Annotated in this window: 23 protein-coding genes and 2 tRNA genes; 4 read left to right on the plus strand and 21 right to left on the minus strand. The window is 70.8% G+C overall.

Annotated elements, in window-relative coordinates; all coding sequences use genetic code 11:
• Positions 1-81 precede the first annotated feature (81 nt).
• Positions 82-1,950: a translation elongation factor 4 gene (gene lepA, locus ABFX81_RS13625; RefSeq protein ID WP_086850003.1), complete on the minus strand. Its 1,869-nt coding sequence runs from the start codon at positions 1,948-1,950 to the stop codon at positions 82-84.
• 238 nt (positions 1,951-2,188) lie between these two features.
• On the opposite strand from lepA, the gene rpsT reads away from it, so the two are divergent.
• A complete protein-coding gene (rpsT, locus tag ABFX81_RS13630; RefSeq protein ID WP_086849999.1) occupies positions 2,189-2,455 on the plus strand; it encodes a 30S ribosomal protein S20 in 267 nt (88 codons plus the stop codon).
• 178 nt (positions 2,456-2,633) lie between these two features.
• Here the strand turns inward: rpsT and ABFX81_RS13635 are convergent, their stop codons facing one another.
• Positions 2,634-3,029, minus strand: coding sequence for a nuclear transport factor 2 family protein (locus ABFX81_RS13635; protein WP_086850017.1), 396 nt, complete (start codon positions 3,027-3,029; stop codon positions 2,634-2,636).
• A gap of 85 nt (positions 3,030-3,114) precedes the next feature.
• Here ABFX81_RS13635 and ABFX81_RS13640 point away from each other — a divergent pair, with 85 nt between their 5' ends.
• Positions 3,115-3,540, plus strand: coding sequence for a VOC family protein (locus ABFX81_RS13640; protein ID WP_086849997.1), 426 nt, complete (start codon positions 3,115-3,117; stop codon positions 3,538-3,540).
• Between the two features lie 46 nt (positions 3,541-3,586).
• Here the strand turns inward: ABFX81_RS13640 and holA are convergent, their stop codons facing one another.
• From holA to leuS, 9 genes are all read right to left on the minus strand, one after another.
• Positions 3,587-4,576 carry a DNA polymerase III subunit delta gene (gene holA / locus ABFX81_RS13645; RefSeq protein ID WP_346138106.1) on the minus strand — a complete coding sequence of 330 codons (990 nt, stop codon included), beginning with the start codon at positions 4,574-4,576 and terminating at the stop codon, positions 3,587-3,589.
• Between the two features lie 82 nt (positions 4,577-4,658).
• A complete protein-coding gene (locus tag ABFX81_RS13650) occupies positions 4,659-4,904 on the minus strand; it encodes a ubiquitin family protein (RefSeq protein WP_078945276.1) in 246 nt (81 codons plus the stop codon).
• A 38-nt stretch (positions 4,905-4,942) separates the two neighbouring features.
• Positions 4,943-5,824 carry a YceI family protein gene (locus ABFX81_RS13655; RefSeq protein WP_086849995.1) on the minus strand — a complete coding sequence of 294 codons (882 nt, stop codon included), beginning with the start codon at positions 5,822-5,824 and terminating at the stop codon, positions 4,943-4,945.
• A 232-nt stretch (positions 5,825-6,056) separates the two neighbouring features.
• On the minus strand, positions 6,057-6,896 hold the full coding sequence (locus tag ABFX81_RS13660) for an arylamine N-acetyltransferase (protein WP_086849992.1): 840 nt from the start codon (positions 6,894-6,896) through the stop codon (positions 6,057-6,059).
• A gap of 4 nt (positions 6,897-6,900) precedes the next feature.
• Positions 6,901-9,657 carry a ComEC/Rec2 family competence protein gene (locus ABFX81_RS13665; protein ID WP_428837170.1) on the minus strand — a complete coding sequence of 919 codons (2,757 nt, stop codon included), beginning with the start codon at positions 9,655-9,657 and terminating at the stop codon, positions 6,901-6,903.
• Positions 9,654-10,784 (minus strand): helix-hairpin-helix domain-containing protein, encoded by a 1,131-nt coding sequence (locus tag ABFX81_RS13670; RefSeq protein WP_086853944.1) that lies wholly within the window; start codon positions 10,782-10,784, stop codon positions 9,654-9,656. Before ABFX81_RS13670 ends, ABFX81_RS13665 begins: the two co-directional genes overlap by 4 nt.
• A 119-nt stretch (positions 10,785-10,903) precedes the next feature.
• Positions 10,904-11,749 carry a DegV family protein gene (locus ABFX81_RS13675; protein ID WP_086853942.1) on the minus strand — a complete coding sequence of 282 codons (846 nt, stop codon included), beginning with the start codon at positions 11,747-11,749 and terminating at the stop codon, positions 10,904-10,906.
• A gap of 72 nt (positions 11,750-11,821) precedes the next feature.
• The gene (locus ABFX81_RS13680; RefSeq protein WP_086853940.1) at positions 11,822-12,583 is read right to left on the minus strand and encodes a hypothetical protein; all 762 of its coding nucleotides are present in this window, start codon (positions 12,581-12,583) and stop codon (positions 11,822-11,824) included.
• A 138-nt stretch (positions 12,584-12,721) separates the two neighbouring features.
• Entirely contained in the window at positions 12,722-15,595 is a 2,874-nt protein-coding gene (gene leuS, locus ABFX81_RS13685) for a leucine--tRNA ligase (RefSeq protein WP_086853939.1), read from the minus strand.
• Between the two features lie 468 nt (positions 15,596-16,063).
• Here leuS and ABFX81_RS13690 point away from each other — a divergent pair, with 468 nt between their 5' ends.
• A complete protein-coding gene (locus ABFX81_RS13690; RefSeq protein WP_086853935.1) occupies positions 16,064-17,329 on the plus strand; it encodes a ferric reductase-like transmembrane domain-containing protein in 1,266 nt (421 codons plus the stop codon).
• Positions 17,326-18,942, plus strand: a complete 1,617-nt coding sequence (locus ABFX81_RS13695; protein ID WP_167537343.1) for an NADH-quinone oxidoreductase subunit NuoF family protein — start codon at positions 17,326-17,328, stop codon at positions 18,940-18,942. Before ABFX81_RS13690 ends, ABFX81_RS13695 begins: the two co-directional genes overlap by 4 nt.
• Positions 18,943-19,051: 109 nt before the next feature.
• Here ABFX81_RS13695 and ABFX81_RS13700 read toward each other — a convergent pair.
• The 10 genes from ABFX81_RS13700 to ABFX81_RS13745 form a co-directional block, all read right to left on the minus strand.
• Positions 19,052-19,124: transfer RNA gene (locus ABFX81_RS13700), tRNA-Ala, on the minus strand.
• A gap of 128 nt (positions 19,125-19,252) precedes the next feature.
• Entirely contained in the window at positions 19,253-19,486 is a 234-nt protein-coding gene (locus tag ABFX81_RS13705) for a hypothetical protein (protein ID WP_006136074.1), read from the minus strand.
• Between the two features lie 3 nt (positions 19,487-19,489).
• A complete protein-coding gene (locus ABFX81_RS13710; protein ID WP_150480816.1) occupies positions 19,490-19,660 on the minus strand; it encodes a hypothetical protein in 171 nt (56 codons plus the stop codon).
• A gap of 200 nt (positions 19,661-19,860) precedes the next feature.
• A tRNA-Ala gene (locus ABFX81_RS13715) sits at positions 19,861-19,933 on the minus strand.
• A 74-nt stretch (positions 19,934-20,007) separates the two neighbouring features.
• Positions 20,008-20,682: a histidine phosphatase family protein gene (locus tag ABFX81_RS13720; RefSeq protein ID WP_086843924.1), complete on the minus strand. Its 675-nt coding sequence runs from the start codon at positions 20,680-20,682 to the stop codon at positions 20,008-20,010.
• Positions 20,673-21,119: a ribosome silencing factor gene (gene rsfS / locus ABFX81_RS13725; protein ID WP_086843922.1), complete on the minus strand. Its 447-nt coding sequence runs from the start codon at positions 21,117-21,119 to the stop codon at positions 20,673-20,675. The genes ABFX81_RS13720 and rsfS overlap by 10 nt, the downstream gene beginning before the upstream one ends.
• A 104-nt stretch (positions 21,120-21,223) precedes the next feature.
• Positions 21,224-22,921 (minus strand): LytR C-terminal domain-containing protein, encoded by a 1,698-nt coding sequence (locus ABFX81_RS13730; protein ID WP_086843920.1) that lies wholly within the window; start codon positions 22,919-22,921, stop codon positions 21,224-21,226.
• Positions 22,922-22,937: 16 nt separating this feature from the next.
• Positions 22,938-23,681, minus strand: coding sequence for a nicotinate-nucleotide adenylyltransferase (gene nadD / locus ABFX81_RS13735; RefSeq protein ID WP_086843918.1), 744 nt, complete (start codon positions 23,679-23,681; stop codon positions 22,938-22,940).
• Between the two features lie 85 nt (positions 23,682-23,766).
• A complete protein-coding gene (locus ABFX81_RS13740; RefSeq protein ID WP_086602241.1) occupies positions 23,767-23,931 on the minus strand; it encodes a hypothetical protein in 165 nt (54 codons plus the stop codon).
• Between the two features lie 165 nt (positions 23,932-24,096).
• Positions 24,097-24,258, minus strand: a complete 162-nt coding sequence (locus tag ABFX81_RS13745; protein ID WP_086602242.1) for a hypothetical protein — start codon at positions 24,256-24,258, stop codon at positions 24,097-24,099.
• Positions 24,259-24,366: the final 108 nt, after the last annotated feature.

Raw genomic sequence — 24,366 nt, forward strand, 5'->3', positions numbered from 1 at the left:
GTACGCACAGGGCCCGCCGCACTTTCGCACGACGGGCCCCTGTTTTACCCGGTTCGCGGTGTAACCCACGGTAACTCGCGACTACTTCTTGCCCTTGCCCGACCCCGCGCTGTCATCGCTCGACAGGACGGCGATGAACGCCTCCTGCGGAACTTCCACGGAACCCACCATCTTCATCCGCTTCTTGCCCTCCTTCTGCTTCTCCAGCAGCTTCCGCTTACGGGAGATGTCACCGCCGTAGCACTTGGCGAGGACGTCCTTGCGGATGGCGCGGATGGTCTCGCGGGCGATGACCCGGGAGCCGATGGCGGCCTGGACCGGCACCTCGAAGGCCTGCCGCGGGATGAGCTCCTTGAGCTTCGCGACCAGCCGCACGCCATAGGCGTACGCCTGGTCCTTGTGGGTGATCGCCGAGAAGGCGTCGACCTTGTCGCCGTGCAGCAGGATGTCGACCTTGACCAGGCTGGAGGTCTGCTCGCCGGTGGGCTCGTAGTCGAGCGAGGCGTAGCCGCGGGTCTTGGACTTCAGCTGGTCGAAGAAGTCGAAGACGATCTCCGCGAGCGGCAGGGTGTAGCGGATCTCGACCCGCTCCTCGGAGAGGTAGTCCATGCCGAGCAGGACACCGCGCCGGGTCTGGCACAGCTCCATGATCGAGCCGGTGAACTCGCTGGGCGCCAGGATGGTGGCCCGCACGACCGGCTCGTAGACCTCCGAGATCTTGCCCTCGGGGAACTCGCTCGGGTTGGTGACCGTGTGCTCGGTGCCGTCCTCCATGAGGACGCGGTAGACCACGTTCGGGGCGGTCGCGATCAGGTCGAGCCCGAACTCGCGCTCCAGCCGCTCCCGGATCACGTCCAGGTGCAGCAGGCCGAGGAAACCGACGCGGAAGCCGAAGCCGAGAGCGGCGGAGGTCTCCGGCTCGTAGACCAGCGCGGCGTCGTTGAGCTGGAGCTTGTCGAGGGCCTCGCGCAGCTCCGGGTAGTCCGAGCCGTCCAGGGGGTAGAGGCCGGAGAACACCATCGGCTTGGGATCCTTGTACCCGCCGAGCGCCTCCTGGGCCCCCTTGTGCTGGCTGGTGACGGTGTCACCGACCTTGGACTGGCGCACGTCCTTCACACCGGTGATGAGGTAGCCCACCTCGCCGACGCCGAGACCGTCGGACGCCAGCATCTCCGGCGAGTTGGTGCCGATCTCCAGCAGCTCGTGCGTGGCACCGGTGGACATCATCCTGATGCGCTCACGCTTGTTGAGCTGCCCGTCGATGACACGGACGTACGTCACCACGCCCCGGTAGGAGTCGTAGACGGAGTCGAAGATCATGGCACGCGCGGGGGCGTCCTTCACGCCGACCGGGGCCGGGACCTGTTCGACGACCTTGTCCAGCAGCTCCTCGACGCCGAGCCCGGTCTTGGCGGAGACCTTGAGCACGTCGTCGGGCTCGCACCCGATGAGGTGGGCGAGCTCCTCGGCGAACTTCTCGGGCTGCGCGGCCGGCAGGTCGATCTTGTTCAGCACGGGGATGATCGTGAGGTCGTTCTCCATCGCCAGGTAGAGGTTGGCGAGGGTCTGCGCCTCGATGCCCTGGGCGGCGTCGACCAGGAGGATGGTGCCCTCACAGGCGGCGAGCGATCGCGAGACCTCGTAGGTGAAGTCGACGTGCCCCGGGGTGTCGATCATGTTCAGGATGTGCGTCTTGCTCTTGTCGTGGGACGGGGCCCACGGGAGTCGCACCGCCTGGGACTTGATCGTGATGCCGCGCTCACGCTCGATGTCCATGCGGTCGAGGTACTGAGCACGCATCTGCCGCTGCTCGACCACTCCGGTCAGCTGGAGCATCCGGTCGGCGAGCGTGGACTTGCCGTGGTCGATGTGCGCGATGATGCAGAAGTTGCGGATCAGAGCCGGGTCGGTACGGCTCGGCTCGGGCACGTGGCTGGGGATCGCGGGCACGCAGGGTCCTGATTCTTGAGGCGTCCGCAGTGTCTGCGGTCTCGGGTCGGATCGATACGTAGCCTCCATGGTCCCACGGGTGGGGACCATGGACGGGTTTGGGCCATGAATGAGCCCGCTGGTACCGTGGGGGGCTGTGCCTCATGCCCTCTCGCAGGAGGCACTCCTCAAGAAATCACCCGGTACAGACCGTGCGGCATCCGTGCGGCCCCGTGCCAGAACCTGAGAAGGCTCATTCGTGGCGAACATCAAGTCCCAGATCAAGCGGATCAAGACCAACGAGAAGGCTCGGCTGCGCAACAAGGCCGTCAAGTCCTCCCTCAAGACCGCGATCCGCAAGGCCCGTGAGGCTGCTGCCGCGGGTGACGCCGAGAAGGCCACCGAGTACCAGCGCGCTGCCGCGCGTCAGCTCGACAAGGCCGTCTCGAAGGGCGTCATCCACAAGAACCAGGCTGCCAACAAGAAGTCGGCGCTGGCTCAGAAGGTCGCCGCGCTCAAGGGCTGACGACGTCTGATGTGACGCCGGAGGGAATCGAGCGGGCCCTCTCTCATCCGCTCCCGTCCGGCACCCCTCGGGTCCGCGCGCGGCCTGCGTTCGCCACGCGGGCGCGGATCCAACAGCTTGAAGCGAAGGCCGGATGTCCTCCTGTTCCCCATGGGAGGGCACCCGGCCTTCGGCCTGTTCAGGACCAGAATGCGTTGTTCTCGTCGATGTCCTCGACACACTCGTCGAGGTCGGTGACCTTGTCTCCGACGATCCGGAAGATGATGCATCCGGTGTCGTCCAGCCGCTTGCCGTTGCGCTCGGCCGTGAAGCGGGTCATGCCGACCGCGTGACCACGGCCGTCGACACAGATGCCGATCAGTTCGGCACGCGCCGTCCCGTTGGTCTCCGCGCCCAGCCGTTCGTACATCTCGATGATCGCGTCCACCCCTTTGAAGTCGCCCGACAACGGGTGATCGCCGGGCACGTGGTGTGTGGCGTCGCCGGCGATCAGCTCGCGCAAGCCGTCCATGTCACCGCGTGAGAAGGCATCGAATCCCTCGCGGACCAGCGCTGCGTGCGGGTGCTCAGCCATGTCCGTCGCCACCTCTCCGTCACTTGGCGAGTACGGCTGCACTCCCGATTCTCCCTCCGGACGGCTCCGGCGGCACAGTGGAGACATGGACGCAGACGACATGAACGTGCTGGCCGTGGCCCGTGTGGCGACCAGACTTCCCGCCCAGGACCTGGACCGGGCACGGCGCTTCTACTCCGAGAAACTCGGCCTGGAACCGGCCGACGAACGGCCCGGCGGGCTGCTGTACCGGTGCGGCGGCGCGGAGTTCGTGCTGTTCCGGTCCACGGGAGCCTCACCCGGCACCTTCACGCAGATGGCGCTGGAGGTCGGCGATCTCGAGGCCGCCGTGGCAGAGCTCAAGCGGCGCGGCGTGGTCTTCGAGGAGGTCGACGTGCCCGGCTTCCGCACGGAGGGCGGAATCGCCGAGATCGAGGGGAACTACCCGAGCAAGGGCGCACGGGGCGAACGCGGCGCCTGGTTCCATGACAGCGAGGGGAACCTGCTGGGGATCGGGGAGCCGGTGGTCTGAGCGGAGGCTCGATGACCCGGGTGCTCGGGGCGGAGTCCTGCTGGGACTACCCCCGGCCCCTGGACCGCGCCGCCCGTGCGATGGTGACCACCGCCTTCTCCAGGGCGTACCCGGGATCGTCCCCGCCGCCCTTCACCCCCGCGTCCGCCTCGGCCACGGCCCGCAGCGCCACGGCCACCCCGTCCGGAGTCCAGCCCCGCATCTGCTGCCGCACCCGGTCGATCTTCCACGGCGGCATGCCCAGCTCCCGGGCGAGATCGGCCGGCCGTCCGCCACGCGCCGACGACAGCTTGCCGATCGCCCGGACGCCCTGCGCCAGCGCACTCGTGATCAACACGGGCGCCACTCCGGTCGACAGCGACCAGCGCAACGCCTCCAGCGCCTCCGCCGCCCGCCCCTCGACCGCCCGGTCGGCGACCGTGAAGCTCGACGCCTCGGCCCGGCCCGTGTAGTACCGCCCGACGACCGCCTCGTCGATCGTCCCCTCGACGTCCGCGACCAGCTGCGACACCGCCGACGCCAGCTCCCGCAGGTCGCTCCCGATGGCGTCGACGAGCGTCTGGCACGCCTCCGGCGTGGCGGACCTGCCCACCGCCCGGAACTCCTGCCGCACGAACGCCAGCCGGTCCGCCGGCTTGGTCATCTTCGGACAGGCCACCTCGCGCGCGCCCGCCTTGCGCGCCGCGTCGAGCAGCCCCTTGCCCTTGGCCCCGCCGGCGTGCAGCAGCACCAGGGTGATCTCCTCGGCGGGCGCCCCGAGATATGCCTTCACGTCCTTGATCGTGTCGGCCGACAGGTCCTGCGCGTTGCGTACGACGACGACCTTGCGCTCCGCGAAGAGGGACGGACTCGTCAGCTCGGCGAGCGTGCCGGGCTGCAACTGGTCCGGGGTCAGGTCCCGTACGTCCGTGTCGGCGTCGGAGGCCTTCGCGGCGGCCACCACCTCCTGCACGGCACGGTCGAGCAGCAGCTCCTCCTGGCCCACGGCGAGCGTCACGGGGGCGAGAGGGTCGTCATTCGCAGTCTTCCTGGCCATCGCGACAAGCATCCCACGCGGCACTGACAACGGGCCCCGAAGGACTTACGGCTCCATGCCGGCGGACCAGACCTCCACGGACCTACGGCTCCTCCCGCCAGCCCTCCCACTCCCCGGCGAACCGGTCCAGCTCCCCGGGATCCAGCCGCTCCTCCTCGTCCCGCAGGACGACCAGCCACTGCGCGTCCTCGGCGTCGTCCTCACCGGCCAGCGCGTCCCGCACCAGCTGCGGCTCCTCGACGACCGCGAACCGCTCCCGCAACGCCTCCACCACCTCTTCCGCGGCATCACGGTCGGGCAGCACCAGCACATGTCGCACATCACTCACGCCGGCCATTGTCCGACACCGGCTCACGGCCCGGCCGCTCAGCCCTTGCGCACGACCTGCACGTCGAGGTCGACCTTGATGCTCGGCCCCACCACCGCGATGCCCCGGGCCAGCATCGTCTGCCAGCTCACCGTGAAGTCGTCCCGGTGCAGCTCGGTCGTGGCCCGGCAGGCCGCCCGCACCTCGCCCTCCATGCCGTTGCCCAGCCCCAGGTACTCCGTGTCCAGCGTGACCGTGCGCGTCACGCCGTGCAGCGACAGCGCCCCCGTCACGGCCCACCGGTTCCCGCCCTTGTGCACGAACCGGTCGCTGTAGAACTCGAGGGTCGGGAACTTCGCGACGTCCAGGAAGTCCGCCGACCGCAGATGGTCGTCGCGCATCCTCATGTTGGTGTCGATGGACGCCGCGTCGATCACCACGTGCATCGCCGAATGCTCCACCGGCTCGGTGATCCGTATGACTCCCGCGAAGGACTTGAACTGTCCGTGGATCCGCGCGAGTCCGATGTGCCGCGCGGTGAAGCCGATCGAGGAGTGCGCCGACTCGATCTCCCAGTCGCCGGGCCCCGGCAGCTCCGCCGGCCGGGCCACCTGGAGCGTCACGTCACCGAGCGACGCGAGCGAGTTCTCGGCGACCTGGGTGGTCGCCCGGTAGGGCGTGTACCCCTCCGCCGACACGGCGAGCCGGTACTCCCCCGCGGGCACCGTCGTCATGAACGACCCGAACGGATCCGCTCCCCCGCTGACCACGGGACGCCCCATGGTGTCGGTGACCGCGAACTCCGCGTGTCTGACCGGTTCGTTGACCGGGTCGAGTGCCCGGCAGGCCAGCACCCCGGCGCTCGGCGGCATGAGCACCGCCGCCAGGGGACTCGTCCGTTGCACTCGATTGGTTCGGCTTCCCAGCCAGCGGCCGATCATGGACACCTCGCGACTCGAAGTCAGCTGTTTGATCACGGTTAACCGAGGAGGCATTCGACCACCGATGAGGCATTCGAGGCAACACGAGACCACATCACGGGAATCCAGCACTTGTGCTGGGACTACGCACGAGTAGCACCATGTGGCCCAAGTGGTGCTTCTGCACCTCTCTGCCCCTTCTGCCCTCACTACCCCATCGCCCTTTTCTCCCTTCTTGCCTCTCTTGTTGGGATCAGCTCTCCTGGCCGCTGCCCCGAACCGTCGGCACTGAGCCCAGTTCGATACCGAACCGCTCCCGGTACACCCCGAGGACCTCCTCGTCCGTCCCCAGCTCCCGCTCCTGACGGCCGCCGTCGGCCCCGGTCACCGTGAACCTGCGGCCGCTGAGCGTGATCCGCCCTCCGTCCTCCGTGACCCGCGAACAGACCGGCGACCGCGTGAAGTGCGACACCGGCGACGTGCTGTGCCACCACGCCCCGGCCACGAAGTCCCCGAGCACCCGCGGCCGTACCTCCAGGCGGTACTGCGGCCTGCCGTCGCGGATGACGTCCAGGTCCGCCGCCTCCACCGTGTGGTGCCCACCGCGCACCCCCGCCGCGTCCGGCTGCGCCTCGACGATCCGGAACGTGCCCCCGGGATCCTGCTGTTCTCCCCTCTCCCCGAACGCCAGCGGCAGGTGGCTGTGCGCCCCGAACCCGACGTCGGCCAGCCAGTCGCCCCCGTCCACCGTCCGGACCCGCAGCGCGAGATGGTCGTACGGGATCCCGAGCCGCTCCTCGTCCCCGTAGACCCGCGCGGCGAGCAGTGCCACGTCGTAGCCCAGAGCGGCCAGCAACGCCCCGAAGGCTCCGTTGAGTTCGTAACAGAATCCGCCCCGCCGGGCACCCACCACCTTGTCCAGCAGCCGCTTCTCCTCCAGCACGATCTCCTCGCCGAGGTGGATCGACAGGTTCTCGAACGGCACGGTCCGCAGGTGGCGCAGGTGCAGTTCGCGGAGCACGTCGACGGTGGGCCACGCCGGGTGCTCGACTCCCAGGCGGCGGAGATAGGCATCAACCTGTGCTGAGTGCATGTGCTCAGTCTCGCGCCACCCTCAGCTCCCCGCCCCCTCCTACGACCGCCAGTGCGCCGTCCCGGTCCGTCCGCAGCACCGCCGCACCCCCGGCGCGCAGCGCCGCGACCGTGCCGGGCGCCGGATGGCCGTACCTGTTGTCCGCACCGCAGCTGATCAGGGCCAGCCGCGGGGCCGCCCGGTGTATCAGCCCGGGGTCCTGGTAGGCCGAGCCGTGGTGGGCGACCTTCAGCACGTCCACGCTCTCCAGCTCCTCGGCGGCCGGTGATCTCGCCAGTGCCCGCTGGGCCGGGGGTTCGAGGTCCCCGAGGAGCAGCAGGCGCAGCCCGGCCGACCGGACCAGCATGGCGACACTGGCGTCGTTCGGCCCCTCCGGCACCGGGTGGGCCGGGAGCAGGTGCGGACGCGAGCCCGGTGGATGCGTCGGGGGCCGGCTCGGGGGCGGCCACACCACCTGCCAGGACAACTCCCCCGTGCGGCGCTGCTCCCCGGCGGCGGCCCGCGTCACGGGCACCCGCCGGGCCGCCGCCTGTCTCCGTACGAACGCGGCCTGATCAGCGGGCTCTTCGAAGCCGGTCGTCTCGATCGCGCCCACCGCCCGTCCGCGCAGCACCCCCGGCAGGCCCGCCACATGATCGGCGTGGAAGTGGGTGAGCACGACCAGCGGAATCCTGGTGATGCCGAGTGAGCGCAGGCAGTGGTCGACGAGCTGCGGATCGGGTCCGGCGTCCACCACCACGCCGCTGCCCTCGCCCGCCGCGAGAACCATGGCGTCGCCCTGCCCCACGTCGCACATCACCAGCCGCCAGCCGGGCGGCGGCCAGCCCGTGACCACCCGGGTCAGCGGCGGCGGCTGCACGACCACCAGCACCAGCGCCAGGCCGCAGACCCCGCACCACCAGGGGTGCCCGAGCAGCCGCCGCCCCACGAGCAGCACCGCCGATGTCAGGGCCGCGAGCAGCGCCGCACCCGCCCAACTGCCCGGCCAGTCCACTCCCGCTCCCGGCAGCGCCGCCCCGGTACGGGCGACCTCCGCGATCCACTCGGCGGGCCAGTGCGCGCACCACGCCAGGGCCTTGGCCACCGGCATCGTCACCGGTGCCGTGGCCAGTGCCGCGAAGCCCAGCACGGTGGCCGGCGCGATCGCGAACTCCGCGATCAGATTGCACGGCACCGCCACCAGGCTCACCCGCGCCGACAGCACGGCCACGACGGGCGCGCACAGGGCCTGCGCGGCGGCAGCAGCGGCCAGCGCCTCGGCGAGCCGCGGCGGCACCCCGCGCCGCCGCAGCCCGGCGCTCCAGCGCGGCGCGAGCGTGAGCAGGGCGCCGGTGGCCACGACGGAGAGCAGGAAGCCGTAACTCCGGGCCAGCCACGGGTCATACAGCACCAGCAGCAGAACCGCAGTCGCCAGTGCCGGGATGAGCGACCTGCGGCGACCGGTCGCGAGGGCGAGCAGCGCGACGGCTCCGCAGGCCGCGGCCCGCAGCACGCTCGGGTCCGGTCGGCACACGACGACGAACCCGAGTGAGAGCACGCCCCCGAGCACCGCCGTCGCCCGCAGGGAGACACCGAGGCGAGGCGCGAGCCCCCGCCGCTCGACGTGCTGCGCCAGGCCCGGCGGCCCGAGCAGCAGGGCGAGCAGGATGGTGAAGTTGGCCCCGGATACGGCCAGAGTGTGCGTGAGATCGGTCTCCTTGAAGGCCTCCTCCAGCTCCGGGGTGACCCGCGAGGTGTCCCCCACGACCAGCCCCGGCAACAGAGCCCGGGCATCCGCCGGCAGCCCGTCGGTCGCCTCCCGCAGCCCGGCCCGCAACCGCCCGGCGAGCCGCTGAGCAGCCGAGGGTTGCCCCACCACCACCGGTCCGGCCCCGCCCCGCACTCGCAGCACCGCCGCGACCCGGTCTCCGCCCGTCATCGCGGGCGCCAGCCGCGCGCCGACCCGCAGCCGCGTCGACGGCAGCAGCCCCAGCCACGGCGACCGCACCGGCCCGCCGGTCGCCTGCCGCCCATGCCCGACCGCCCCGGGTACCGGCTGCCCACCCCCGACCGCCCCGGTCCCGGGTACCGGCTGCCCACCCCCGACGGCCCCGGTCGCCCCGCCCGCGGGCGCCGACCGCCCATCCTCGACGATCCGGCCGGCCGACTCCACGTCGACGATCAGCAGCACCGGCGCCCGCGTCGCCACCGTCGCGCCACCCGCCTCCTGAACGCGCCGTACCTCGGCGTCGATCAGCACGGCGGTCGGAGCGACATGATCGCCCCGGACCTTCGGCCGGGTGAGCCGGGGGTCGGAGGTGACCTCGACCTCGGCGGTCACCGTCGCGTACTCCCGCGCCAGGCCGGGCACGGGCCCCCGGCGCAGATCCGCCCCGTGCAGCCCGGCCGAGGCGGCAGCCGCGGCCACGCACAGCAGCACGGCGGCGGCCGAAGCCCGCGACCAGGAGGCCCACCCTGCTCGCCGGGCCAGGGGCAGCAGGCCGACGGCGGCCAGACATCCGGTCACGATGCCCAGGACCCACCCCGGCGGCGCGTCCAGCACCAGGGCCGCCGTGCCCCAGGCCGCGAGGGCGGGTGGGACGAGCCGTAGGTCCGTGGGTCCTTCCTGCCTCGGACGGGCGCTGCCCAGCCGCTTTCCGGAGGAGGCGTGCACGGACGACCGGGCGGGAGAAGCGGACCCGGTGGGAGGGGCCGGTCCGGCGGTGAAGGCCTCAGGTGCCGCCTCGTCCCGCCGCGCCGGCAGCTCGGGAGCCCCGCTCATGGCCGTACGAGATTCCGCAGGTCGGCGAAGCGGCGTTCGCCGATGCCGTTCACCTCGCGCAGCTCGTCCACGGAACGGAAACCTCCGTGCTGCGTGCGGTAGTCGATGATGTGCTGCGCCAGCACCGGGCCGACGCCCGGCAAGGTGTCGAGCTGGTCGGCGGTGGCCGCGTTGAGGGAGACGGGAGCCCCCGGCAGCACGCCGCCCGCCGCCGCACCGGCCGTGCCTCCGGCAGCCGTACCGCCCGTCCCGGTCCCCGCGGCGGCAGCCGGTCCGCCCACGATCACCTGCTCGCCGTCCACGAGGAACCGGGCGCGGTTGAGACCGTCGGTCTCCGTGCCGGGCTTCACCCCGCCCGCCGCGCGCAGCGCGTCCGCGACGCGCGAGCCGGCCGGCAGCCGGTGGATCCCGGGTTCGCGGACCTTGCCGCCGACGTCCACGACGATCTCGGCCGCCTCTGCCGCCTTCGCCGCTCCTGCGGGCGCGCCCGCTCCGCGTCCCGGCTCCGCCGGCCCGCTCTGTGCCTGCTCTCCGTAGGGTGCGGCCGCTCGCACCACCTCGGGCGGCCGTACGGACTGGGTCCGGCCCGCCCAGAAGTGCTGCACGGCGAACGCCGCCGCGACGACGAGCACCACCGTCAGCGCGAGCACGCTCCGCCGCTCCAGGCCGCACCTCGCCTGCAACCACACGGGCATGCGCTCCCGCACCGCGAGCCCAGCCCGCTCCCGCCAGGTCCCTTCCGCAAGGCGACCGTCCCCGCCGACAGCCCCGGCGCCCACCCCACCGCCGTCGGCACCGTCGGGGACACGGACAGACGCCACACCGGCATCCACAGCGGCTTCCGCAACGATTCCCGGCTGATCCTGCCCGTGTCGAGCACGTCCTACGGCAATCCTCTCCTCGGGCGGACCATGGCCCGACTCCCGCCGCTCCCCGCCCCCTTCGGCATGCCCGCCGAACAGCACCTCCGCGCGGCGGCGGAGTTCCTCCGCCGAGGCAAGACGATGCCGTGCCCGGCCGTGTGCGACAGGCCGGTGACGGCGGTGACGGATGCGGCCGTCGGACGCCGGTCCACGGCCGGGCCCACTGGTCGCAGTCGCTGTGCGTGAACGTGATCGAAGTGCCATGCGACGAGGATCGGCCACGTCGGCACCCCCGCGATGATCTTGCGCAATTCCCGGGGACAACGGCCGACTTGTGGACAACCCGGCCACCCACACGGGTGATCAGGGCCCGCCGTGACCGTTCACTGCGGCGAAACCACGACCCCCAGCAACCCGGGCCCGGTGTGCGCCCCGATCACCGCCCCGACCTCGCTGACATGCAGATCGGCGAGCCCGGACACCCGCGCCCGCAACCGGTCGGCGAGGGCCGACGCCCGGTCCGGGGCGGCGAGATGGTGAACGGCGACGTCGACCTTGGCGCTGCCCGCGCGCTCGGCCGCGATCTCCTCCAGGCGGGCGATCGCCTTCGACGCGGTCCGCACCTTCTCCAGCGGTTGGATACGGCCGTCGGCCAGTTGCAGCAGCGGCTTCACCGCGAGCGCCGAGCCCAGCAGGGCCTGCGCGGCACCGATACGGCCGCCGCGGCGCAGGTAGTCGAGGGTGTCGACGTAGAAGTAGGCGGACGTGCCCGCGGCCCGCTTCTCCGCGGCTGTGACGGCCTCGTCCACCGTGCCGCCCGACTCCGCCGTCTCCGCCGCCGAGAGCGCGCAGAAGCCGAGCGCCATCGCGATCATGCCGGTGTCCACCACCCGCACCGGCACCGGCGCCTGCCGCGCGGCGACCACGGCCGCGTCGTACGTACCGGAGAGCTCGGCGGAGAGATGGAGGGAGACGATGCCGGTGGCGCCGGACTCGGCGACCTTGCGGTACGTCTCCTCGAAGAGGGCGGGGCTGGGCCGCGAGGTCGTCACCGGACGCCGCTTCTGCAAAGCCTGGGCGAGGGCGCGGGTCGAGATCTCGGTGCCCTCCTCCAGCGCCCGGTCGCCGAGGACGACGGTCAGAGGTACCGCTGTGATGCCGTGGCGCTCCATCGTCCGGGTCGGCAGGTAGGCCGTTGAATCGGTGACGATCGCGACATGGCGGGACATGAGCTGGAGGTTACCTGCCGTAGCGCCCGTGCGGCAGCCCGGCCCCCGTGCCCTGTGACGCGACTGGCCGGATCAAGTGGTGCTCTCGGGGCGGGGCTTCTTCTGCCAGGGGTAGGTGGGGCGCGGCCCCGGCGGGGCGATGGCGGGCCGCGCCGGCTCGTCCGCCGGGCTCGACTGCGGGGTCTCCGGCCAGGTCTGCCCGGCCGTCGCGGTATCGGCGGCGGGAGCCTCGGGCCACGGTTTCGCGGCGGGCTGCGGTTCCGGAGAGGAGGCGGGCTGCTGGGACTCCGGCGTCGTCCAGTGCCGCAGCGCCCCGGCCTCCATGTGGATCTGGGCGCTGAGTGCGTCCAGGTCGTCCTCCGCGAAGCGGTGGGCGCGGTCACGGGCGGCCCAGCGCAGGGCGTCCGCCGACTGTGTGATGCGTTCGGTGCGCTCCCGCAGCTCGGGCAGCCGCCCGCCGAGCGCGCCGCGGTCGGGCTCGGACTCCAGGCGCTTCAGCTCGTCGTCCAGCTCGTGCCCGTGCGCACTGAGGCGTTCGAAGAGGCCGAGGGACTCCTTCAGGGACTCGTCCTCGGCGACGGCCGCGTGCAGCGCGTCCTGGGTGGCACGCATGGAGGTGCGCAGCTTCAGCCGGAGTTGGGCGAGTTCGCCCGCGGCACCCGGCTGGGCGAAGGACTTGGCCCGCAGGGTGTGGTCCTCGACCGTGCGGCGGGCCTGCGTGATGCCGCGGTCCACGCCGCGCTTGGCGGCGCCGACCACCTTCACCGTGGCGTACACACCGAGCCCGAGAAAGAGCACGAAGAGCAAGGCGAATACTGCGATCACTGCTTCCACCGGCTCCTCCTCAGGGCGTATCGGCACGTCTCACGCCGCTCTTCAACGGTAAACGCAACAGGCAGGCCCGGAGTTCCAGAAAAACCCCGAACCTGCCCGTAGGGGACCACCCTGAGAGCGGTCCGCACTGCCTGGCGGCTATGCCGGAACGATGTTCACCAGCTTCGGCGCCCGCACGATCACCTTCCGGATCCCGGCCCCGCCCAGCGCGGCGACGACCTTCTCGTCGCTCAGCGCGGCCTTCTCCAGCTCGTCCTCGGAGATCGACGGCGAGACCTCCAGCCGCGCCTTGACCTTGCCCTTGATCTGCACCACACAGGTCACGGTCTCGTCGACCACGTACGCCGGGTCGGCCACGGGGAAGTCCTGGTGCACCACGGAGTCCTCGTGCCCCAGCTTGCGCCACAGCTCCTCGGCGATGTGCGGGGCCAGCGGCGCGACCATCAGCACCAGCGGCTCGGCCACGGTGCGCGGCACCGCCCCGCCCGCCTTGGTCAGGTGGTTGTTCAGCTCGGTGACCTTGGCGATGGCGGTGTTGAACCGCATGCCCTCCAGGTCCCCGCGCACGCCGTCGACCGCCTTGTGCAGGGCGCGCAGCGTCTCCTCGTCCGGCTCGGCGTCGACGACGGTGACCTCGCCGGTCGCCTCGTCGACGATGTTGCGCCACAGCCGCTGGAGCAGCCGGAACTGGCCCACCACCGCGCGCGTGTCCCAGGGCCGGGAGACGTCCAGCGGGCCCATCGCCATCTCGTACAGACGCAGTGTGTCGGCGCCGTACTCCTCGCAGATCTCGTCCGGAGTGACCGCGTTCTTCAGGGACTTGCCCATCTTGCCCAGCAGCCGGGAGACCTTCTCGCCCTGGTAGTAGTACGCGCCGTCGCGCTCCTCCACCTCGGCGGCCGGCACCGCGATGCCACGGCTGTCGCGGTAGACGTAGGCCTGGATCATGCCCTGGTTGAACAGCTTGTGGAACGGCTCGGCGGAGGAGACGTGCCCCAGGTCGTACAGGACCTTGGACCAGAAGCGCGCGTACAGCAGGTGCAGCACGGCGTGCTCGGCGCCGCCGACGTACAGGTCGACACCGCCGTGCGGCTGTCCCTCGCGCGGGCCCATCCAATACTGCTCGACCTCCGGGTCGACCAGCTTCTCGCTGTTGTGCGGGTCCAGGTAGCGCAGCTCGTACCAGCAGGAACCGGCCCAGTTGGGCATGGTGTTGGTCTCACGCCGGTACTTCTTCGGGCCGTCGCCCAGGTCCAGCGTGACGTTGACCCAGTCCTCATTGCGGGACAGCGGGGTCTCGGGCTGGGTGTCGGCGTCGTCCGGGTCGAACGTGCGCGGCGAGTAGTCCTCGACCTCGGGCAGTTCCAGGGGCAGCATCGACTCGGGCAGCGCGTGGGCGATGCCGTCCTCGTCGTAGACGATCGGGAAGGGCTCGCCCCAGTAGCGCTGGCGGCTGAACAGCCAGTCGCGCAGCCGGAAGTTGACGGTGCCCTCGCCGGTGCCGGACCGCTCCAGCCACTCGGTGATGCGCGCCTTGGCGTCGACGACCCCCAGGCCGTCCAGGGAGACACCCTCCCCCGTGGAGTTGACGATCTTCGCGTCGTACGACACGAAGGCCGCGTCCCACGTCGAGGTGTCGGTGCCGCGGCCGTCGGTCGGCTCGACGACGCAGTTGATCGGCAGCTCGAAGGCGCGCGCGAACTCGAAGTCACGCGTGTCGTGTGCCGGTACCGCCATGATCGCGCCGGTGCCGTAGCCCATCAGCACGTAGTCGGCGATGAAGACCGGGATCCGCTCGCCGTTGACCGGGTTGGTCGCGTAGGCGCCGATGAAGACGCCGGTCTTGTCCTTGGCCTCGGCCTGCCGCTCCACGTCGGACTTGGACGCGGCCTGCGCGCGGTAGGCGGCGACGGCCTCCCCGGGGGTCGCGTGGCCGCCGGTCCACACCTCGTGGGTGCCCTCCGGCCAGGCGGCCGGGACGAACTTCTCGACCAGCGGGTGCTCGGGCGCCAGCACCATGTACGTCGCGCCGAACAGGGTGTCCGGGCGGGTGGTGAAGACGGTGATGCGCTCGCCGTCGATCGGGAAGTCGACGCGGGCGCCCTCGGAGCGGCCGATCCAGTTGCGCTGCTGGAGCTTGATGGCCTCGGGCCAGTCCAGCTCCTCCAGGTCCTCCAGCAGCCGGTCGGCGTAGGCCGTGATGCGCATGTTCCACTGGCGCAGCTTGGCCTTGAAGACCGGGAAGTTGCCGCGCTCGGAGCGGCCGTCGGCGGTGACCTCCTCGTTGGCCAGCACGGTGCCCAGCCCCGGGCACCAGTTGACCGGCGCGTCGGAGGCGTACGCCAGCCGGAACTCGCCCAGGACGTCGGCCCTCTCTGCGGCGCTCAGCTCGCTCCACGCGCGCGTGTGTCCCGGTACGGGCCGCTCACCCGACTCGAACTGGCCGATCAGTTCGGCGATCGGGCGGGCCTTCCCGGCCTCGTGGTCGTACCAGGAGTTGAAGATCTGCAGGAAGATCCACTGGGTCCACTTGTAGTACTCCGGGTCGATCGTGGCGAACGACCGGCGCTTGTCGTGGCCCAGGCCCAGCCGGCGCAGCTGGGACTTCATGTTCTCCATGTTGGCTTCGGTGGACGCGCGCGGGTGCGTGCCGGTCTGCACGGCGTACTGCTCGGCGGGCAGGCCGAAGGCGTCGAAGCCCAGGGTGTGCAGGACGTTGTGGCCGGTCATGCGCTGGAAGCGCGCGAACACGTCCGTGGCGATGTAGCCCAGCGGGTGTCCGACGTGCAGGCCCGCACCCGAGGGGTACGGGAACATGTCCATGACGAACTTCTTGGGCTTGGCGACGATCGACCGGTCGCCCGCCAGGTCGCCCTTCGGGTTGGGCGCACCGTAGGTGCCGTCTGCGTCCCAGAAGTCCTGCCAGCGTGCCTCGATCTCGGCTGCCATGGCGGCCGTGTAGCGGTGCGGCGCTGCCACCTCGGAGGCGGCAGCGGGGTTCGTCTCGCTCATGATCCTCAAAGCTCCATCGATCGTCTCTGCCTACGGCTGTGTCGTTCGAGAAACGAAAAATCCCCTCGCACAGGAGGGGACGCCGCGCCGATTCCGGCCACTCGACTCGTCCGGTGGCCGGGACTGATCAGCGCGGCCCGCTAAGCAGAAGGCGTACGGCACGCATGGCGTTAGGGTACCGCAGGCCCCCAGCGCGTCGCGACGCGCTTCCGGTGGGCCGTCTCGTTGCCCGAAAAGCTGAACCAGGGTCAAAAGTTACTTCGCGTAACAGTCGCTAAGGGACATCACAACAACCACATTGTCCTTTGATAACAACGCAATAACTCAAACCTCGTACCCATCGGTATGGCGCGGCTTTAGAGTGCGGCAGCGGGACCGCTTTCCCGAACCGCTCGGAGTTGCCCCCATGAACCCTCATCGCAGTAACAGCTCGCTACACCCGGTCACCGGGATGTGGGGAGGCCGGTCGTGAACCCCAACGACTCCACGGCAGACGACTCCTTCGCCGAGTTCCTCAACTTCGGCGCGGGCGTGCTGTCCCTGGTATGCCTGACCTGCTCGGTGATCTGGGGCCTGGTCGCCCAGGACCGGATCCTCCTCGACGCCCGCAGGCGCATCCTGGCGCAGGCCGTGCACCGGACCACGGCCGTCGCCTCGATCGCCTTCCTGCTGGTGCACATCGGGGTGAAACTGGCGCTGTCCCACACCTCGTGGATCGCCGCGGTGATCCCCTTCGGGCTGCTGTTCACCGACGAAGAGGTGGTCGCGGGCAGGTCCTTCCTGATCGGCCTGGGCACCCTGGCGGGCATGCTCATGATCTTCGTGGGCATCACGGGCGTGCTGCGCAACCGCTTCGCGTCCCCGGCGCCCGTCGCGGCCCGCTGGCGGGCCATGCACATGCTGGCCTACCCGGCCTGGTGCGCCGCGCTGGTCCACGGCCTCTACGCGGGTCGCCAAGCCAAGCCGATCTTCGTCATCCTGTACTGCCTGTCCCTGGTCGGCGTGGCCGGAGCCCTCGCCCTGCGCACCGCTCCGCGCCCGGTGAAGCGCAAGGTCGCCGACAAGTTCGCCCAGCTCATCGGGCCCGGGGAGGGCCTGGGCCGCAGGGACCTGGAGGAGAGCCGGGCCCGGGCGGGCACCGGCTCCGCGCTGCCCGGCTACGAGGGCCGGGACACGCCCGTGGGGGCCATGGCCTCCTCGTCGGGGCCGCGGTACGAGAAGGCGGAGCGCGCCACCCCCCAGGAGTCCACGAGCGGCTTCGCCGCGGCCTACCGGGCCGTCTCGAGCCCGCCCGCGGGCCAGCAGGCGTTCGCGCCGGGGCCGACCGACCGCATGGAACTGCCGCTGGACATGCAGCCCACCCAGACCATCCCGACCGTGGACGGCCCCTCCAGCACCTCGGGCAACTGGCCGATCCCGTCCCCGCCGCCGGTCGGCGAGGCCCCGCCGTCGGCCTACGACCCGCTCCAGGACACGGGCTTCAACATCCCGCCCTACGACCCCTCGCAGGACACCGGTCAAAGCATTCCGGCCTATGACAATCCAGGCGCCTCCGGCTATGGATCGAGTGACGTGTACGACACGGGTGAGACGAATGCCGTCTACGACACGTACTACCCGAACGACACGTACAACAGCGGTCCCGCCACTGAAACACTGCCCGGTGCGTCCTACGACTTCGACGCACCGGGATCGGGCGAACCTTGGAACACGCCTTCCGGAGGCTTTAAGTGAACGAGGCTTTGCCTGACGTACCCGAAGTCCGCGTGGTCGGCCTTCCCCAGCTCACGTCCGGCTTCGACCTTGTCGATCGGCTCGATCTGCCCATGCACCTGAAGGTGCACGGGCCACTCGAGCCGATGGGCGGCGAGCAGCTCGCGCAACTCGCCGAACGCATCAACCTGAAGGGCCGCGGCGGCGCGGGCTTCCCCTTCCACAAGAAGCTGCGCTCGGTCGCCGAGGCCGCGATCAAACGCGGCGTCCGGCCGGTCGTCGTCGTGAACGGAAGCGAGGACGAGCCGGCCTGCCGCAAGGACACGGTGCTGATCAACCGTGCTCCCCATCTGATCCTGGACGGCGCACTGCTGTGCGCGGAGGCGCTGGGTGCCCGCACGCTCGTGGTGGGGGTCACCCGTGAGTCCACACAGCGCTCCATGGAGGCCGCGCTGGCCGAACGCGGCCTCAGCAACGGCCGCAGATCGGCACTTCGCGCGCGTGTGCAGCGCAATCCGGTCCGGATGGTCACCGGCGCCGCCGCGTCGCTGATCCGTTCCATCGACGGCGGCCCGGCCATCCCGCCGGGCCGCAAGGTCAGCGCCTCGCAGAACGGCGTCGGCGGCGCGCCCACGCTGCTGTCCAACGCCGAGACCTTCGCCCAACTGGCCATCGCCGCCCGCATCGGCCCGGAGCGCTACGGCAACACCGGCCTGTACGACGAGCCGGGCACCGTCATGCTCACGGTCTCCGGGGCGGTCGCCCGCCCCATGGTGATCGAGGTCCCGACGGGCGTGCCGCTGCGGTACGTCCTCCAGCTCGCCGGTGCCCCGCCGGTGCCGCAGGGCGTGCTCACCGGCGGCTACCACGGCAAGTGGATCGACGCGGCGACGGTCAACGAGGCGATCGTCTCCCGCAACTCCCTGGACGCGGTGGGCGGCGCGCTCGGCGCCGGCGCGATCCTGCCGATCACTCAGGAGACCTGCCCCCTGGGCGAGTCACTGCGTGTCGCCCAATGGCTGGCGGAGGAGAGCGCGGGCCAGTGCGGCCCCTGCTACCTCGGCCTGCCGGCCGCCGCGCGCGGCCTGGAGGACATCCTCAACGGCGGCGGACCGGCCGCCCTGGAAGCCCTCAAGCAGGTCGCCAAGAACGTGAAGCGGCGCGGCGCGTGTTCGCATCCCGACGGCTCCGCGATGTTCATCGAGTCGACCATCAAGGCGTTCACGGACGACCTGGCCGCCCATGTCCTCGGAAATGGCTGCGGACGGCCCGTGGAGGGCGTTCTGCCGCTCTTCGAGGGCGGCAGGGCCCCTACGGGCATCCCGGGCGGCGGCGAGTCCGAGGAGAACGGCCCCAGCCGCCAGAAGATCTTCGTCGACTGGACGCTGTGCCGGGGCCACGGCCTGTGCGCGGACATCCTCCCCGAGGTGTTCCAGCTCGGCGCCGACGGCTTCCCGACCGTGGCGCAGGCGAAGGTGCCGCGGTACGCCGAGGACAAGGCTCTACGCGCGGTGCGCCGCTGCCCGGCGCTGGCCCTGCGCATCGAGGAGGACACGCGCGCTCAGGGCGGCGCGCCGTCCCGCAACCTCCCCGTCCTGTCCCAGGGCCGCGGCCGCCGCGCTCTCGGCCGCTGAGCACACGTACGGCGGGCTTCCCCCAGGGGAGCCCGCCGTACGCGCACTGGGACACCGCACACGAAGAAGGCGGGCCATCCGATCGGATGGCCCGCCTTCTCATCTGCTGTGGAGCTAAGGAGAATTGAACTCCTGACCTCCTGCATGCCATGCAGGCGCTCTACCAACTGAGCTATAGCCCCTTGCTGCGTCCCTCCGGGTTTCCCCGGCGGCGACGCCAACTTTACTGGTCCAGCGGGCCCAACACCAAATCGATTTCGCCTCGTACGGGGATGCCCGCTATGTCGGATTCACACCGACCTTGCGGGCTCTACGCCGTGACGAACGAATAGAACCGCTTGAGCGTGCAGTGCTCCTCCAGAAGCCGGCCGTAGATCGGCTCGCCCTCCAGCTCGCGGTACGTCTCGATCGGGTCGCCCTTTATGATCAGCGCCCGCGCGCACTCCTCGCACCAGTACTGGTAGTCGGGATTGATCGGCTCCATGTCGCGGACGATCGGAGTCCCGCTGCCACACCAGTCGCATTTCCGCCTGTGTGCACCCATCGATCAGCTCCAGCTGTGGCCGCAGGCCGTGCACACGTAGGAGATCCCGCCGTTGTCGCCGAGCATCTGGGCCACGTGCGCGGATCCGCAGGAAGGGCAGCTGAGGCGGGTCGACATATCCCCTGTCAATGCTGCTCCGAGGAGGTGGTCGACCTCCTGGATGCTCGCAGGCATCGCTACTCCTCCCGTCGGGCCGCGCCCCCTTCCGGCCGTTTGATTCTGCCACGGCCGGAGCAATACGGTCAGCGACGCCTCAGTACCAGTCCGGACACGGCAGGCGTCGCGGCCGTAGAGGTATACGCCTCAGCGGGCCCGAGTGACTCAACCCGGGGCACGAAAAATCCCGCCCCCTGGACGGGAACGGGATCTTGACGTGGAGCTAAGGAGAATTGAACTCCTGACCTCCTGCATGCCATGCAGGCGCTCTACCAACTGAGCTATAGCCCCTCTTGTTCGTTCCCGGCGGGCCGGGCGAACAAGAAGAACTTTAGCCTGCGACCTGCCGGAAAGTGAAATCCGGGTCAGTCGTCGTCGCCGAGCACCGGTTCCGGCAGCGTGCCGGCGTTGTGCTCCAGCAGGCGCCAGCCGCGGGCGCCTTCACCGAGGACGGACCAGCAGCAGTTGGAGAGTCCGCCGAGGCTCTCCCAGTTGTGGGGGTCCAGGGCGAGGAGGCGGCCGATGGTGGTGCGGATGGTGCCGCCGTGACTGGCCACGACGAGCGTGCCGTCCTCGGGGAGCTTCTCGGCGTGCCGCAGCACCACCGGGGCGGCGCGGTCGGCGACCTCGGTCTCCAGTTCGCCACCACCGCGGCGCACCGGCTCGCCGCGCTTCCACGCGGCGTACTCCTCGCCGTGCCGGGCGATGATCTCCTCGTGCGTCAGGCCCTGCCAGACACCGGCGTAGGTCTCGCGCAGCGCCTCGTCGTGGGTCACGTCGAGGCCGGTGAGCGCGGCGAGCTCGGCGGCCGTGTTCGCGGCCCGCTTCAGGTCGGAGGCGACGATCGCGGCCGGCTTCAGGCCGACGAGCAGCCGGGCGGCGCGGCGGGCCTGGGCGACGCCGGTCTCGGTGAGCTCGACGTCCGTGGTGCCCTGGAAGCGGCGCTCCACGTTCCACGCGGTCTGGCCGTGCCGCCAGAGGATGATGCGGCGGCCCCGGCCCTTGCCGGCGGACGCCTCACTGAAGGAGGTCACCGCCAGTCACCTTCCAGCTCCGCCGCCTCCTCGGCCGCTCGCAGCTTGGCGTGCTCCTCGGCCTTGCCGCGGGTGGCCTTGGCGTCCTCGGGCAGCTCCAGCTCGGGGCAGTCCTTCCAGAGCCGCTCCAGGGCGTAGAAGACGCGCTCCTCGCTGTGCTGGACGTGGACGACGATGTCGACGTAGTCGAGCAGCACCCAGCGGGCCTCGCGGTCGCCCTCGCGGCGTACCGGCTTGGCGCCGAGCTCCTTGCTGAGGCGCTCCTCGATCTCGTCGACGATCGACTTGACCTGACGGTCGTTGGGAGCGGAGGCCAGCAGGAAGGCGTCCGTGATGGACAGCACGTCACTGACGTCGTAGGCGACGATGTCGTGTGCCAGCTTGTCGGCGGCCGCCTGGGCGGCGGTGTTGATCAGCTCGTGAGAGCGGTCGGTCACGGTCACTACAAGGCTTTCCGTCGGCGGTCACTTGCCACCTAGGGTCTCACGGACCGCCGTGCGCCCCCCACGCGATTACGTGGACCGGGTGGGGGGCGCACTCCTGCCGGCTAGTCGGACGACGGCTTGTAGTCCTGGCCGAGGACGACGGCGACGTCGGCGCCCGCGGAGATCCTGCCCTTGGTGACGGAGCCCTCGGGCAGGCCCAGGGTCTTGGCGACCTCGGCCGCGTCGGCCTTGCCGGCGGCGTCGGCGTAGGTGACCTTGGACGTGGCCTGGGCGGAGCCGGGCGTGCCGCCCTCCAGGAAGGTGAAGCCGCCGTTGAGGAGCACGACGCGGGCCTTCTCCGTGTTGTCCTTCACACCGCTGGCGTTCTGGACGGAGACGCTGACGGCGGCGTCCTTGTCGGGACTCTTGGCGGTGCCGCCGAGGACGTTCTTGACCACGCCCTCACTGGCCTGGGCGCTGAGCGTGCCGTCCGCCTGGACGGGCAGCAGGTCCGTCCGGTAGTCGCCGCCCTTGGCGAGGTCGGAGAGCCCGGCGAGGAAGGTGCCGAGGTCCTTGTCGGTCAGGGACGGGTCCAGGATCTGCGCCAGGGTCTGGATCGTGGTCGTCGCGGCCTGCGGGTCGGAGGACATCTTGCGCAGTACGCCTTGCAGGACCTGTCCGAAGCGCTCCAGCTGGGCGTTCTGGGCCTCGCCGGGGGCGCGGTAGGTGGCGTATGCGACGGCCATCTTGCCGCTGAGGGTCTGGGCCTTGCCCTCGTTGACCAGGGGAGCGGCGCCCTTCTTCTTGGCGCCGGGGTCGGGGACGTCCGTGTCGGTGTCGACGTCGATGTTGCCGACGAGGTTGACGAGGTTCTCGAGGTAGGGGGTGTCCAGGCGCCAGGTGCCCTGGATGTCGGTGCCGAGGACCGTGTCGAGTGCGTCACGGGTGCCGTCGGAGCCGTCGTCCTCGACCGACTTGGCGAGCGTCGTCGTGGTGCCGTCGTCGCTGGTCAGGGTGAGGGAGTTGGGCAGCAGGACGGTGGTGCCCCGCTTGGTGGTGGTGTTGTCCACGAGGAGGGCCGTGGCGGTGCCGCTGCCCTTGGTGTCGTGCAGGTGGACGACGATCACGTCGCGCTTCTGGGCGCCCGCGGCCGTGGCGGTGCCCGTCGTGGAGTCGCCGGAGGACAGGCCGGGCAGCTTCCCCGCGTACCAGAGGTAACCGACGCCGCCGACGGCGGCGAGCGCGAGGACGACGACCAGGGCGACGATCCGGCTGCGGGCGCGGCGCCGGGCCTCCTCGCGGCGCTCGGTGCGGTTCTCGGTGAACTTCAGCCAGTCGATGACGTCTTCGGAGTTGTCGTCGGGATCCTCGACGAAGGCGAACTGTTCGGTGTGGTAATCCCGCTGGGGACCGCCCCGGACGTCCTCGTCGTCGGCCGGGCCCGCCTGCTGCGGGATGTGGGCGGTCTGTTCGGCGACCCGGGGCTGCTGGGCCGTACCGGCGCCGGCCGCGGCCTGGCCATAGGGGTCGTGAGGCGCGGTGCCGCCCTGGTGCTGCCCGGAGGCGTAGGGGTGGTCGTAGGAGCCGTAGACGGGCTGCTGCTGACCGGTGCCGTAGTCGTACGCGGCCGGGGGCTGCTGCCCTGTCGTGGCGTACGGGTCGTAGCCGTAGCCCTGCTGTTGCTGCTGGGCGTACGGGTCGTACGTCTGCTGCTGGGTCTGCTGTGCCGGGACCTGGCGGTAGACAGGCCGGCCGTACTCGTCGTAGCCGACGAGTTCGTACTGGTCGTCCCCGTACCCCGGGTCGTATCGGTCGTTCACCGGTGCCCCTCTCGGCTCACTCGCCGCGGTACAGCTCGCGCTTGTCGATGTAGCGCACGACTCCGTCCGGCACCAGATACCAGATGGGGTCGCCCTTGGCGACTCTCGCACGGCAGTCCGTGGAGGAGATGGCGAGGGCGGGGACCTCGACGAGGGAGACGCCGCCCTCCGGAAGTCCTGGGTCGTTCAGGTGGTGGCCCGGCCGGGTGACCCCGATGAAGTGCGCGAGGGAGATCAGTTCCTCGCTGTCCCGCCAGGTGAGGATCTGGGACAGCGCGTCGGCGCCCGTGATGAAGAACAGGTCCGTCTCGGGGTTGAGCGCGCGCAGGTCGCGCAGGGTGTCCACGGTGTAGGTGGGGCCGCCGCGGTCGATGTCGATGCGGCTCACCGAGAACTGCGGGTTCTCGGCGGTCGCGATGACCGTCATCAGGTAGCGGTCCTCGGCCGGGGAGACCTTGCGGTGGGACTTCTGCCACGGCTGGCCGGTCGGGACGAAGACCACCTCGTCGAGGCGGAACGCCGCGGCGACCTCGCTGGCCGCCACGAGGTGCCCGTGGTGGATCGGGTCGAAGGTGCCGCCCATCACGCCGAGGCGGCGTTTGCCCAGCCGGGGCCGGTCGTTTCCGGGGCCGTCGATCTGGCGGTGGGCCGTGACGGCACGGCGAGGCTCCGAGTGTCGCTCGGTACCGCTCGCCGTGTCCTGTGCCGGGTCGTGCGGCGTCTCGTTCGCCGGACCGGTAGGCATGTCCTGCTCTCCCATGCGTGCAGACCCTACCGGCCCTGCCTGAGGGCTCCGGCCGCCCCCGGGTTCCCCTGGGCGCCCCGCGCGGGGCGCCCCGCCGGGCTCAGCGGTCGCGGTTGAAGCGGGTGGTGACCCACAGCATCAGCAGCAGGATGAAGAGAGCGGCACCACCGGTGAGGTAGGGGCTGAGGCTCTCGTGGTTTCCGCCGTGCTCCTCGCCCTCGGCGGCGAGGGTGACCAACTGGGCAGCGGTGCTGTGGAAGCTCATCTTCGGCAGGACCTATCGCATGTGGGCGGGTTAAAGACGTCGGCTCATCGTAAGCGGGCGCCCCGACCGCGATCACCCCGACTCCGCCTGTTCGTGACACGGAGGCGGCGCCCGCTCCCGCCCGGCCCGGTCCCGGGGCCTCGTGCGGGGAACCTTCCCGGTGCCTCAGTCGTCCTTCCGTCTGTAGCCACGCAGCAGGAACCACGCGGTCAGCACACAGCCCAGGATCATCACGATCAGTACGTACCGCAGCATCCCCGGCCCTCCTTGCCGCTCGGCGGCCGTCGCGGCCTCTGCGAGCCAGGCGGCTGCGGGATGGTGCTCCATGGCGGCGGTCTCCTTCGCTGTACTGCCCGACCACCGTAACTCCGCCTAGGCTGGGCTCTGCCTCGGGGAAGCAAAAGGCCGCACAAGGGGCCGTAAAGGTCACACAGA

The organism is Streptomyces coeruleofuscus (assembly GCF_039532725.1).
GTDB lineage: Bacteria > Actinomycetota > Actinomycetes > Streptomycetales > Streptomycetaceae > Streptomyces > Streptomyces coeruleofuscus.